The 13818-nt window shown below is 36.8% G+C and carries 8 protein-coding genes; all 8 read left to right on the forward strand.

The genetic code is table 11. The annotated features are described in order from the left end of the window. Positions 1-2: 2 nt before the first annotated feature. On the forward strand, positions 3-1178 hold the full coding sequence (locus FA048_RS16605; protein ID WP_136843183.1) for a DUF5009 domain-containing protein: 1176 nt from the start codon (positions 3-5) through the stop codon (positions 1176-1178). A gap of 64 nt (positions 1179-1242) precedes the next feature. Further along, positions 1243-2379 (forward strand): glycoside hydrolase family 18 protein, encoded by a 1137-nt coding sequence (locus FA048_RS16610; RefSeq protein ID WP_225872567.1) that lies wholly within the window; start codon positions 1243-1245, stop codon positions 2377-2379. Between the two features lie 15 nt (positions 2380-2394). Next, entirely contained in the window at positions 2395-4857 is a 2463-nt protein-coding gene (locus tag FA048_RS16615; protein WP_136843185.1) for a glycoside hydrolase family 2 protein, read from the forward strand. Positions 4858-4859: 2 nt separating this feature from the next. Continuing rightward, positions 4860-6020, forward strand: a complete 1161-nt coding sequence (locus tag FA048_RS16620) for an alginate lyase family protein (RefSeq protein ID WP_136843187.1) — start codon at positions 4860-4862, stop codon at positions 6018-6020. A gap of 1 nt (position 6021) precedes the next feature. Continuing rightward, a complete protein-coding gene (locus FA048_RS16625) occupies positions 6022-7539 on the forward strand; it encodes a hypothetical protein (protein WP_136843188.1) in 1518 nt (505 codons plus the stop codon). Beyond that, on the forward strand, positions 7536-8717 hold the full coding sequence (locus FA048_RS16630) for a glycoside hydrolase family 88 protein (RefSeq protein ID WP_136843190.1): 1182 nt from the start codon (positions 7536-7538) through the stop codon (positions 8715-8717). Before FA048_RS16625 ends, FA048_RS16630 begins: the two co-directional genes overlap by 4 nt. Positions 8718-9089: 372 nt before the next feature. After that, positions 9090-10265, forward strand: a complete 1176-nt coding sequence (gene uxuA / locus FA048_RS16635) for a mannonate dehydratase (RefSeq protein ID WP_136843192.1) — start codon at positions 9090-9092, stop codon at positions 10263-10265. A 203-nt stretch (positions 10266-10468) separates the two neighbouring features. Further along, on the forward strand, positions 10469-12502 hold the full coding sequence (locus FA048_RS16640) for a caspase family protein (protein ID WP_136843194.1): 2034 nt from the start codon (positions 10469-10471) through the stop codon (positions 12500-12502). The last annotated feature ends 1316 nt before the right edge of the window (positions 12503-13818 follow it).

Below are 13818 nucleotides of genomic sequence, written 5' to 3' on the forward strand. Positions count from 1 at the left end.
TTATGAAAACACTACCCAAAAGGATTTTATCTATCGATGTTTTAAGAGCCATTACCATGTTCTTAATGATTTTCGTAAATGATGTAGCTGGGGTAAGTAAAATACCAAAATGGATTGAACATACAGCAGCCGATTTTGATGGCATGGGATTTTCGGATGTGATTTTTCCTGCATTTCTGTTTATTGTGGGCTTGTCTTTGCCATTTGCTATTCAAGCAAGAATTAAAAAAGGTGATTCGTTTTTTTCAGTGGCTACTTACATTGTACTGCGCTCCTTAGCCTTAATTGTAATGGGCTTTTTTCATGTAAACATGGAGAATTATAATTATGATCAGGCAGTTTTAAGCTATCCTATATTTATGATTGTCTTAACTATTGGTTTTTTCTTGATTTGGCTTGATTATCCTGAGAAGCTATCAAAGCCCCTAAAATATGGACTAATTGCGCTAGGATTAATTATCGTGGCCACAATGGTCTATTTATATAGAGGTGGCAATACAGAAAGCCCTGAGGGCTTAAAATCACATTGGTGGGGTATTTTAGGTTTAATTGGCTGGGCGTATTTGTTTGCCGCCTTTACCTATTTACTTACCAAGGAGAAAATAGTTTTCCTGTTAACAGCATTCATTGTCTTTGCATTAATTAATGTTACAAGCCACATGGATTTACTACATGTAAATTTATGGCAAATAGGAGATGCATCTTCTATTACTTTAATGCTTGGCGGTGCAGTTATTTCTACTGCTTATACTTTGCTCATTGCAAAAGGAAAAGATAAAAATCTTTGGATTTTATTAGCAAGTGCCGGAATTTCATCTATTCTGTTTGGCTTTTTGATAAGACCTTTTTCTGGTGGAATTTCTAAGATTTATTCAACTCCAGCATGGGTTTTCATTTGCATGGGCATTACCATTTTGGTATTCATGTTAATGATTTACATTGTAGATTATAAAGATAAAAAGAACTGGTTTAACCTTATAAAACCAGCAGGTACAAGTACTTTAACTTGTTACTTGGTTCCATATATTTTGTATTCACTATTTAGTTTAATTGATTTTAATTATCTCCACTATTTTAATTACGGTGTTGGAGGAATAATGAGGTCATTCCTCATTGCATTTTTTGTAATAAGGATAGTGGCGTTTTTAGAAAAAAGGAGTTTACGTTTAAAAGTATAGATAAATTAACCACATAAGGACATAACCTAAATCTATGTGTCTATGTGGTAAAAAAAATATAATTATGATAGCATTTATAAACAACAGGATCAATTTGATTTTCCTTTTTTTGTTAATTACTACTTTACTATATGCCATGAAAACAGCTGATAAAAAGCCTGTTGTGATTGGTTATGTAACTGGGTATAGTGGTTTGGTAAACCAAGATCAAATTGCGGCAGATAAGCTAACGCATATTAATTACGCTTTTGTGAACGTGAAAAACAACCAAGCTTATCTTGATAATTATAAAAGAGATTCGACAAATTTTGTGCGCTTAAATAGCTTAAAACGTAAAAACTCCAATCTTCAAATTTTAATCTCCATTGGAGGTTGGTCTTGGAGTGAGAATTTTTCTGATGCTGTTTTAACTGATTCATTACGGAAAGGTTTTGCAAAAAGTTCAGTAGATATCATTAGAAAACACAAGCTAGATGGTGTAGATATCGATTGGGAATATCCAGGGATGCCAGGTGAAGAAGGAAATGTATATCGGCCAGAAGACAAGCAGAACTTTACGTTAATGTTCGAAGCTATTCGGAAAGAGTTAGATATTTTAGAAAAAGAAACAGGGAAAAAGAAATTATTAACCACAGCAACAGGTGGATTTCCTTCTTTTCTAGATAAAACTGAAATGGGGAAGGCCGCAAAATATTTAGATTATATTAATCTCATGACCTATGATTATTATTCATCTAAGCAAGCAGGTCATCATACCAATTTATATGATAGTAAAACTTACCCATCAGATAATTCTGCAGATAAAGCAATTAAAGCTTACATGGCTGCTGGCGTACCTGCATCTAAAATTGTAATGGGTATTGCTTTTTACGGAAGAAACTTAAAGTTAAGCACTACTGCCCAAAAGGGGCTAGGAGATACCATTGCATCAACAGCTAATAGTTATGGCAAAGGCTATACTTTCTTAAAAGATAGTGTAGTTAATAAAAAAGGATTTATCGAATATAAAGATGAGGATGCAAAAGCACCATATTTATTCAATACAGAAACAAAACAATACATCTCCTATGATAATGAATGGTCTGTAGCCAACAAATGTGATTATGTTTTAAAGCATAAATTAGGTGGTGTAATGTTTTGGGAGTATAGTTCAGATAAAAATGGTTATTTATTAAATCAGATCACTAAAAGTTTTAAATAATCGATATAATCAATTATGTTAAAGAAAGTTAAATATATTCTTATATGTTATTTGTCGTTTGCAAATTTATTTTTGCAGGCACAAACTACTCAGCGTTTAAATACAGGATGGGAGTTTGTGAAACAAGATTTAGGTGGAGCTTGGGAAGCAGTAAGACCTGTAAAAGCTGGCAATCCTGAAGAACTTCCATTTTGGCAAAAAGTAAACTTACCACATTGTTTCAATGCTACAGATGCTGTGGATCCAGATGTTAATTATTACCAGGGCCCTGGTTGGTATCGCACCAATATAGAAGTTGATAATCCTTATGCAAATGGCAGAACAGTATTGCATTTTGAGGGTGCTGGTCAAAAAACATCAGTTTACATTTACAATATTAAGGTCGCAGAACATGTAGGCGGTTATGATGAATGGACTGCAGATATTACGGCTGCTGTGGCAGAATTTAAGAAAAATCCAGTTTATAAAACCCAGTTTAAGGGAAAAATCCCTGTGGTAATTCGCTGTGATAATTCTAGGGATTTAGAAATGATACCTTCTAGCTTGTCAGACTTTAATGTATACGGTGGCATTTATAGATACCTGAATTTGGTTTATAGTCCCCAGCTTTCGTTTGATAAATTATTTGCAAAAGCATCGATAAGTGAAGTTGGTGGATATGGTAAGCTAGCCATTAGTGCTCGTTTAATCAATCCTGATTTGTTAAAAAATGCTAAAGTAAATATTTATGTTAAAGATCCTAATGGGTTAAATATTTTGAGTTTAAGTAGAAATATAAAAACCTTTGCAGGTGATTCTTTGCTCTTAGACTGGAGCTTAAGGGCTCCTAAATTGTGGTCTACCGATAATCCACAACTATACACAGTATCAGTAGATATTATCTCCAATGGACAAAGCGCTAGTATCTCAGAAAAAGTAGGTTTCAGAAAATTTGAGTTCGTTAAAAAAGGTCCATTCATGCTCAATGGTAAGAGATTGCTGTTGCGTGGTACACACAGACATGAAGATCATGCAGGTGTTGGGGCTGCAATGACAGAAGAAATGATTGTAACTGAAATGAAAATGATGAAAGAGATGGGTGTAAATTTCATCCGCCTAGGTCATTACCAACAATCCAGAATAGTATTGAATGCTTGTGATAGTTTAGGAATTTTAGTTTGGGAAGAAATTCCTTGGTGTAGAGGTGGTTTAGGAGGTCCGGTTTATCAAGAGCAGGCTAAAAGAATGCTCACCAATATGATTGAACAGCATTACAACCATCCTTCAATTATCATTTGGGGCTTAGGGAATGAAAACGATTGGCCAGGGGATTTCACTGAATTTGATCAACAGAAAATCAGAACTTTTATGAAGGAGTTGAATGATTTATCACACAAATTAGACCCAACAAGAAGTACAGCAATTAGACGATGTGATTTCTGTAGAGATATTGTTGATGTGTATTCTCCTTCAATTTGGGCAGGTTGGTACAGAGGTGATTATACGGAATACAAAGATGTGTCTTTAGCAGAATTTAATAAATCAGACCGCTTTCTGCATGTAGAATGGGGTGGAGATAGTCATGCTCGTAGACATTCTGAAAACCCTGATAATGCCTTAAGCAAAATTAAAAAAGGTGGTGGTGCTGATGAAAGAGCTGGAGATGCTTCTTTATACGGAGGTGCGGCAAGAGTGAGTAAGGATGGCGATTGGAGCGAAAGTTATATTGCTAATTTAATTGACTGGCATTTAAAAGAACACGAAACCATGCCTTGGCTAAGTGGAACAGCCTATTGGCCTTTTAAGGATTTTTCTACACCAATTCGCCCAGAAAATCCAGTGCCTTATGTTAACCAAAAAGGGGTAATAGAAAGAGATTTTACTAAAAAAGAAGCATTTTATATTTTCCAATCTTATTGGACAAACTTACCAATGGCTCATATTTATGGACACTCTTGGCCAGTACGTTGGGGTGATGAAGGTGAAGAAAAAATGGTGAAAGTTTACTCCAATTGTGATGAGGCTGAACTGTTTGTGAATGGAAAAAGTTATGGAGTTAGAAAAAGAAACAGTCAGGATTTTCCTGCGGCTGGTTTACGTTGGCAAGTACCACTGCGCAAGGGGAAATACAACTTTAAAGTCGTTGCTAAAAAAGGAAAGGTGACTGTTACTGATGAAATTACTCAAGAATATCAAACTGAAAAGTGGGGCAAACCTGCCAAAATAACTTTGACTAAAATTGAAGAAAAAGATGGCATTGCTGTATTAGAAGCTAAAATATACGATGATAAAGGTGTTTTGTGCTTAGATGCCATCAACCTTGTTTCGTTTAGCTTAATTGGCGATGGTGAATTGATTAAAGATCAAGGTACCTCAACAGGCGCTGCTAAAGTTCAACTGTATAATGGTAGGGCAATAATCAAAATGAAAACCAACAACGCAAAAAGTGTTATTTCTGTTCAGTCAAAAGGAATTCCAACAGTGTTTTTAAATCAATAGCTATGAAAAAAATAAGTCTTATTTGTGTTTTTGTATTAACTGCAGTTGTTGCTTTTACACAAGAGCGTATTAAGTTACAAGCAACAAATGTGTTAAAGAAACAAGTTTTAGCAGATGCCGATTGGGCGATGAAACAAAAGCCAGTTACAGTGACAGCTGAAAGTTCGCCTAGAAGTGCAGGTGGTAAACATGATTTTTTCTCAGAAGCCGACTATTTCTGGCCAAATCCAGCAAATCCAGACGGACCTTATATCAACAAAGATGGGCAAAGCAATCCAGCTAATTTTGTAGCACACCGCAAGGCGATGATTAGGTTTAGCGAAATTATTGGTGCCTTAGCTTCAGCCTATAAAATTACAGGTGATGAAAAATATGTAAAACAAGCTGTAGTTCATTTAAAAGCCTGGTTTGTAGATTCAGAAACTTTAATGAATCCAAATTTATTGTTTGCACAAGCAGTTAAAGGAGTAACTACTGGTAGGAGTTGGGGTATTATAGATACCATCCATTTTATGGAAGTGGCACAAGGAATAATTGTAATGGAAAAAGCTAAATCATTTGATAAAGCTACATTAGCTACCATTAAAAAGTGGTTTGCAGACTATATATTTTGGTTAAATAACAGTAAACCTGGGGTAACAGAAAAACTAGCTAAAAATAACCATAGTGCATGTTGGGTAATGCAAGTGGCCTCTTTCGCTAAGTTATGCAATGACAAAGTAATGTTAGATTCATTGAGATGGAGATATAAAAATGTTTCATTGCCCAACCAAATGGCAACAGATGGTAGTTTTCCTTTAGAATTAGCCCGAACCAAGCCTTATGGCTATTCTATCTTTAATTTGGATGCTTTTACAATGATTTGCCAAATCTTATCTACACCAGAAGATAACTTATGGAAATATGAAACTGCAGATGGCAAGTCGATTTACAAGGGCATTAATTATCTTTATCCATTCGTTGCCGATAAAAGTAAATGGACTTTAAAACCAGATGTGATGTATTGGAACAATTGGCCAGTTGCACAACCATTTTTGATATTCGGTGCAAACAATTTCCAAAATCAAAATTGGTTTAATACCTGGAAAAGCCTTGATTTAAAGCCAACTGTAGAAGAAGTAATTAGAAATGTACCTGTTAGACATCCATTAATTTGGTTATAGTATGAATGTAATAACTAAAAAAATTGTGCTGTTTATTTTCACCATACTCTTCATGCAAACGATTTCTGCTCAGCAGTTTTGGGAATCGCAATATGTTAAAGTTAAGGGTGATGGTAAATTGATTTATCAACCAGATGAGCAGGGAAATATTATTCCTGATTTCAGTAGCGTAGGTTATCATCAAAATTTAAAACCGATACCAAATGTTCCGGTTAAGTTTACACTTTTTGCCACAGGTGATAATGATCAGCAAAAAATCCAACAGGCAATTGATGAACTTTCTAAAGTTCCGACCGATGCAAGTGGCATTCGTGGTGCGATTTTATTGAAAAAAGGAGAATATAAAATCCCAGGTAGTATTCGTATAACTGCGAGTGGTATTGTTTTACGAGGCGAAGGAGAAGAAACCTTATTGATAGCCACTGGAAAAGGCCAAAGAAAAACAATCATTGTTACGGGTACAGGGAAAGTAAATGAAGTACCTAATTCAAGAATAAAAATTACTGATCAATATGTCCCAGTCGGGCGTAAAAGTTTTAATGTTGCCTCAAGTAAAGGTTTAAAAATTGGAGATAAAATAGTGGTTTTTAGGCCTGGAACTACAAAATGGATTCAGGATTTGAAAATGGATCAAATTGCAGAAAAATCAGGGCTCGTACAATGGAAAGCTGAAGATTACAATTTAGAGTTTGAAAGGGTAATAACCGCAATAAAAGGTAACACGATTACGATTGATAATCCTATTGTAATGGCAATGGAAACCCAATATGGTGGTGGCGAGATTTACCGGTATACATTTGAAGGAAGAATTGCTGAAGTTGGCATAGAGAACCTCTCGCTCCAATCAGAATACAACGGAGACACAGATGAAAACCATGGTTGGGATGCCATTTATTTTAACAGAATTGAGAACAGTTGGATTAGTGGAGTTACCAGTAAATACTTCGGTTATTCATGTGTAAATTTAGGTGGTTTAAGCAAGCAGATTACTGTAAAAGACAGCAAATGTTTAGCGCCGAAATCTCAAATTATTGGTGGCAGAAGATATTCTTTTAATAATGATGGACAGTTGAACTTGTTTATGAACTGTTTTGCATCAGAAGGTAGGCATGATTATGTTACAGGGGCAAAAGTTGCCGGACCTAATGTTTTTTACAATTGTAAATCAGAAAATGCAAAAGCAGATATAGGGCCGCATCATCGTTGGGCTGTTGGCACTTTGTTCGATAATGTAGTTACAGATGGAGAAATTAACATTCAAGATAGAGGCGATTGGGGTACTGGGCACGGCTGGGCAGGAGTGAACCAAGTTTTATGGAACTGCACTGCAAATAAAGTAGCCATTCAAAACCCTTACGTAAGTGGCAAAAATTATGCAATTGGACTAAAGGCTACCTTATACGATGGAAGATTGAAAGGTAGGCCTCTAGGCGTGGTTGAAGGACAAAATAAAAACGGCTTAAATCCATCATCATTATATTTAAAACAAGTAGAAGAAAGTAAAAAAGATAAATTATGAAATTGAAAATCAAACTAGCCAGCTTAATGTTGTTGTCTTATACCTTTGTACATGCACAAAAGGTTGATGTTAAAAAATCTATGCAATCTGCAACTACACAAACAGATGTGTTGATTAAAAATGTTGATTCTGCCAGAAAAATCAAACCCAAACAAGTTTCACCAAGAACAGTTGAAAATGGCCAGTTTAAGATGGTTGTATCTAGAGATTGGACAAGCGGTTTTTTTCCTGCGCAATTGTGGTTCTATTATGCCTATACAAAAGATAAAAAGTACCTAGATTTAGCTAGAAAATATACTGAGGACATTAAAGTTGAGCAATTTAACAAAGGAACTCATGATTTGGGTTTCATGATCTATTGTCCATTTGGTAATGGATATAAACTTACAAAAGATACTGCCTACAAAGCTGTAATTATTCAGGCTGCTAAATCTCTTTCTACAAGATTTAATGCAAAATCTGGTGTAATTAAATCATGGGATCACAACGGCGATAAATGGAAATTCCCAGTAATTATAGATAACATGATGAATTTGGAGTTGTTATTTGAGGCTACCAAATTTACCGGCGATTCATCTTTCTATAAAATCGCTATTTCTCATGCAGACAAAACTATGAAAAACCACTACAGACCAGACTTTAGCTCCTATCACGTAATTGATTATGATACTGTTTCTGGTAATGTGCGTAACAAATTAACAGCCCAAGGCTATGCTAACGAATCATCATGGGCAAGGGGACAAGCATGGGGATTATATGGTTATACTTTATGCTACCGTTACACCAAAAGTGCTGCATATTTAGCACAAGCTGATGCTATTGCAAACTTTATCTTAAGTAGTAAAATAACTCCAGCGGATGGTATTCCTTATTGGGATTATAACGATCCCCAAATACCAAATGTTTCTAGAGATGCCTCTGCGGCAGCAATTACAGCATCTGCACTTTATGAATTAGCCAAGTATAGTAAAGAACGTAAAAAATATAAAGCAGCGGCTGATAAAATTTTATTATCGCTAAGTACAAAATATACCAGTGCACCAAGTGCAAATTATGGGTTTCTTTTAGAACACAGTACTGGTCATCGCCCTGCGAAATCTGAAATAGATGTACCCATTAATTACGCAGATTATTATTACATCGAAGCCTTATTGAGAAATAAAAACAAAGGATATTAGAGTAAACGTAATAATTATTTCACGTCAGTCTGAGCTTGTCTAAGACTTTTTACAGTTCCTTTGCCAAGCTCAGGATGACAAACTATTTGACCATTGAACCAATGGCTAATGAACTTTATAATCATCCTGTCAGCCTGAACTTGTAGAAGACTTTTTTCAGCCCCTTCGACTACGCTCAGTATGACAAACTGTTTGACTAATGACCAATGAACTAATGAACCAATTTACGCTAACGTTTCCGTAACTATTTTACGTAGTTTTTAACCGCAGATTTTATTTTTCAACTATCTTGGTAAAAAAATTAAATTTCTTATGGCTTGTTGGAGGTTCTAATCTCAATACGCTATACGCGAATCTCAATACTAAATATAAATGAGCACTATAAAACACAAACTACAACAAACTTGGCGTTGGTATGGTCCGGTAGATCCGGTGAGCCTACAAGATGTTAAACAGGCAGGGGCAACAGGAATTGTTTCCGCATTGCATCATATTCCACATGGTGAAGTTTGGCCTTTAGCAGATATCAAAGAAAGAAAAGCAATCATTGAGGCAGCTGGTTTAACTTGGGCAGTAGTAGAAAGTGTACCAGTTCATGAGGCGATTAAAACGCGTAGGCCTGATGCAGATAAATACCTTGCTAACTATAATCAATCGCTTAAAAACTTAGCAGAATGCGGCATTAAAACGGTATGTTACAATTTTATGCCTGTTTTAGATTGGACCCGTACGCAGTTAGATTTAACCATGACTGATGGTTCTAAAGCCCTGTATTTCAATTGGACAGACTTAGCCATTTTCGATTTATATATTTTCGATAGAGTAGGCGCAGCGGCAGATTATGATGAAAATATCTTAGCAAAAGCAAAAGCCAAACATGCTAATATGACTGCAGTAGAGCTAGATGAATTGCGTATTAATGTTTTGATGGGTATCCCGAATGAAAAGGAGATCGAGATTGAAGCATTAAGAGCAAGTATAGATGAATACAAAGTAATTGGTAGAGAAGGGTTAAAAAAGAACTTAGCTTGGTTTTTAGAAGGCATAGCTCAAACTTGCAATGAAACAGGAATCAAGATGACCATTCACCCAGATGATCCCCCATATTCAATTTTAGGTTTGCCACGTATTGCCAGCACAAAAGAAGATCTAGTAGACATTTTAAGAAGTGTAGACCAAGAATTTAATGGAATTTGTTATTGCACAGGTTCATTAGGTGCAGGTATGAGCAATAACCTGGTTGATATTTTTGAAGCCGTAAAGGAAAGGGTTTATTTCTTACACTTACGTAATGTTACCAAAGATGAAGAAGGTAATTTTTATGAAGCAGACCATTTAGGTGGTGATGTGAATATGTACGACGTGATGAAAGTTGTAACTGCAGAAAATGCAAAAAGAGCTACACCAATACCATTCAGGCCTGATCATGGTCACCAAATGTTAGATGATTTAAATAAGGTAACCAATCCGGGTTATTCTGCAATTGGTCGTTTACGCGGCTTAGCAGAGCTTCGTGGCTTAGAAGTAGGTGTAACGGGCAATTATTAAATATTCCGAAAGCCGGAAAGTTCTAGATCAAGAAAGTCTATAGGTGATGCACTTATAGGCTTTTTTATGCATTATATCTTCGGACTTTCTGACTTAACAACTTTCGGACTCGAATAAAAATATACCCATTTCTAGGTATTTTTTAGGAGTGATTTTAAATCTAATTTTAAGGGATTTTAACATTGTCTTAATTAAATCCCATCATGAGAACTAAATTCAGGCTCAGTTTGTTAGCCTTGCTATTTACAGTAAGTTTAGCCAATGCTCAACAAAAACATGCTTTAATTTTTGCTATTGGCGAATATCCAGAAGAAGGTGGCTGGAGCAAAATATCTAGCGCTCAAGATGTAGCTTATATTAAAAATACTTTATTAAAACAGGGTTTTAAAGAAACAGGTATAAAAACTGTTTCAGATTCAGTTGCCACTAAAGCAGGGATAGAAAATGCATTAAAAAATCTAATCGCTACAGTAAATCCAAAAGACGTAGTAGTGATCCATTTTTCTTCACATGGTGAACAAGTTGCGGATAACAACGGGGATGAGGCTGATGGCTATGACGAAACCATTGTTTCTTACGATGCTAAGCTTTCTGCAGATAAAGAAGCTGTGGCGAGAGGTAGTGTAAGTAAAACCGAATATGAGAAATTGCAAGCCAATTATTTTAGAGATGATGAGTTTGGAAAATACATACAGGAATTAAGGACAAAATTAGGTAAAGAGGGCGATGTAATGGTGGTAATGGACAATTGCCACTCTGGTACCGGAACTCGTGGCTCTGCTAAAGTTAGAGGGGGTAAGGGTGCCTTAAAGCCAGATGGTTACAATCCAGCATCTAAAAAACAAACTGGTGACGAGGTTTTTCAAGAAAATGCTGGAGCGAGAGGTACAGAAACAGATTTGGCAACTTATGTAGTGATATCTGCGGCCTTAGCATCAGAATTAAATTACGAAACCACAGGTGATGATGCAGTAAGTATGGGTTCCTTAACCTATGCATTTAGCAAAGTTTTCGAGAATTTACCTGCCGGAACAACTTATCGCACTTTGTTTGCTAAAATTCAAGCCATCATGAACGAAAAAGTTCCTGGTCAGCATCCAGTATTAGAGGGCAATGGTTTAGATAGAAGCTTGTTTGGCGGTAACTTTGTTAATCAAAAACCTTATTTTACAGTAGAAAAAATTACTACACCACTAGATATTGTTGTGAAGGCAGGTACGTTTGCCGGCTTAAATGTTGGGGCAAAAGTAAATGTTTATCCAGCAGGTACAGCAGATCCAAGCAAAGCAACCCCATTAGCAAAAGGCGTGGTTACAAAAGCTAGCAATTACCAATCGACAATAAAATTAGATAAAAGTACTAAGGTAGCACAGCCAAGTTTATTATTTGTATTTGTTTCAGAACCAGTTTTTAATGTAAAGCCAATAGTGGTGGCTATTGCTACTTCTCGAGGAAATAACAATTACTCTGCAACAGAAACCGATAACATTTCGGCCGCATTAAAAAAATTGAAATTGGTGACCATGGTAGGTACGCCAGATTTGCTAATTGAAAAAGGAAATGGAGACGATACCATTAAAGTTGCCTCAAATGGATTTCCTTTTGCCAACATAACCAACGCTGCAGATACTGCAGAATTAAGGAAAGTCATTAACAGGTATGCACAATACCAATTGCTTCAAAAATTGGTGGTTAAAGATTCTACTGTTACCGCACAAGTGAAATTGGTAAAAGTAACCAACGGCAAACCTGATGAGAAATTTATGGCGGCAAAATTTCAAGATATTCCGTATGAATTTAACGAGGGTGATACCATTATGTTATGGGTAAAAAATCCTAGTAAAAAAGATATTTATGTAAATATATTAGATATACAACCTAACGGACAGATCAACCCAATGCTGCCTAACACTTCGATAGAAAAGCCAATTGTTGCTTCAGAGTTGAAAATTCCTGCTGGCCAAACCAGAACATTTCCAGAATATATTATCCTATTGGCACCACCACTAGGAACCGAAATTTTTAAGGTATTTGTAACCACAAAAGAGATCAATATTGAAGGTTTAGCTACACCAGAATCAGAACAAGTAAAAACTAGGGGTGACCTAAATCTTAGTCAATTTGAAAGCTTAATGATAAATTCAAATAACACCGCTACCCGTGGGGCACAAGTTTCTGTTAAACCAACTGATGGAAGTGTATTTAATATATTATTTAGAATTAAAGAGAAACAATAATCAAACAAACAACAAACAAAACAATAGTTTAGGGGGAAGGAGAAGGCTGCATCATATTTGGTGTAGCCTTTCTTTTTGGTACCTGATCTTTTTCAAGGTTGAGATGACGGCAAGGGAGTACGGATTCGTAAATCAAAAGCACCCACTCCTTACTATTCCCCACTGCCCCAAGAGCGCTGGGATGAAGGAACGGCGGGCCATGTGTAGGCCTGTGGGTGGAAGCATCGTTCTTTCTTGATCTTTTGTTTCTTTTCTATCAAGAGAAAAGAAAGAGCCTCTCGGCGGCGGCGAGCCGAGGCAAGGCTTGTGCAGTGGCCTTAATAAAAAGTGCTTCGACAGGCTCAGCATGACAAATGAATAATTGATCTGTTATAATTCTCTACGCTCTTTGCCGCGAGGCAACCTGTTTTTCACGTTCTTATATTTTAGGGGTGTTCAAGAATGCCTTGCATTTTGAGGGGCAAAGAAGGCAAACCCTTTTGGCTTCTCCTAGGCAACCTTGCGCTCTAGCCCTCTCACAAAACTTGCAAACACAGGCTACGGTTTTGCTGAAGGGCAAAACAGCTATGCCTTTTCCCGCCCTCAAAGCCATCATTTGCCAGTTTTTTCTCCGTTGCTGGATAAGCCCTGCGTGCTATCAATGTTGGAAAGAAGGAAGAGTTGCTACAATAAACAGCAGGCTACAGGTTGAACCCACAGTTCATTGCAGGAGCCGTATGGTCCGTAAACTAAAGTACCAATTATCCTATTCCCCACTGCCCCAAGAGCGTTGGGCTGAAAGAACGGCGGGCCATGTGTAGGCCTGTGGGTGGAAGCATCGTTCTTTCTTGATCTTTTGTTTCTTTTCTATCAAGAGAAAAGAAAGAGCCTCTCGGCGGCGGCGAGCCGAGGCAAGGCTTGTGCAATGGCCTTAATAAAAGTGCTTCGACAGGCTCAGCATGACAACTAAATAACAAGTCTAAACGCTCTTTGCCGCGAGGCAACATACTTTTGAAGCATCAAAAGTATGCAAAAATGCTTCGGCTTCTCCTAGGCAACCTTGCGCTCTAGCCCTCTCACAAAACTGGCAAACACAGGCTACGGTTTTGCTGAAGGGCAAAACAGCTATGCCTTTTCCTGCCCTCAAAGCCTTCATTTGCCAGTTTTTCTTCCGTTGCTGGATAAGCCTTGCGTGCTATCAATGTTAGAAGAAGGGAGGAGTTGCTACATTAAACAGCAGACTACAGGTTGAACCCACAGTTCATTGCAGGAGCCGTATGGTCCGTAAACTAAAGTACCAATTATCCTATTCCCCACTGCCCCAAGAGCGTTGGATG

It is taken from the genome of Pedobacter polaris (genome assembly GCF_005116505.1).
GTDB classification, from domain to species: domain Bacteria; phylum Bacteroidota; class Bacteroidia; order Sphingobacteriales; family Sphingobacteriaceae; genus Pedobacter; species Pedobacter polaris.

Bases quoted from the DNA above. Each gene is read 5' to 3' on its own strand.
- FA048_RS16605 (WP_136843183.1), top strand. From the start codon at position 3: ATGAAAACACTACCCAAAAGGATTTTATCTATCGATGTTTTAAGAGCC.
- FA048_RS16610 (WP_225872567.1), top strand. From the start codon at position 1,243: ATGATAGCATTTATAAACAACAGGATCAATTTGATTTTCCTTTTTTTG.
- FA048_RS16615 (WP_136843185.1), top strand. From the start codon at position 2,395: ATGTTAAAGAAAGTTAAATATATTCTTATATGTTATTTGTCGTTTGCA.
- FA048_RS16620 (WP_136843187.1), top strand. From the start codon at position 4,860: ATGAAAAAAATAAGTCTTATTTGTGTTTTTGTATTAACTGCAGTTGTT.
- FA048_RS16625 (WP_136843188.1), top strand. From the start codon at position 6,022: ATGAATGTAATAACTAAAAAAATTGTGCTGTTTATTTTCACCATACTC.
- FA048_RS16630 (WP_136843190.1), top strand. From the start codon at position 7,536: ATGAAATTGAAAATCAAACTAGCCAGCTTAATGTTGTTGTCTTATACC.
- uxuA (WP_136843192.1), top strand. From the start codon at position 9,090: ATGAGCACTATAAAACACAAACTACAACAAACTTGGCGTTGGTATGGT.
- FA048_RS16640 (WP_136843194.1), top strand. From the start codon at position 10,469: ATGAGAACTAAATTCAGGCTCAGTTTGTTAGCCTTGCTATTTACAGTA.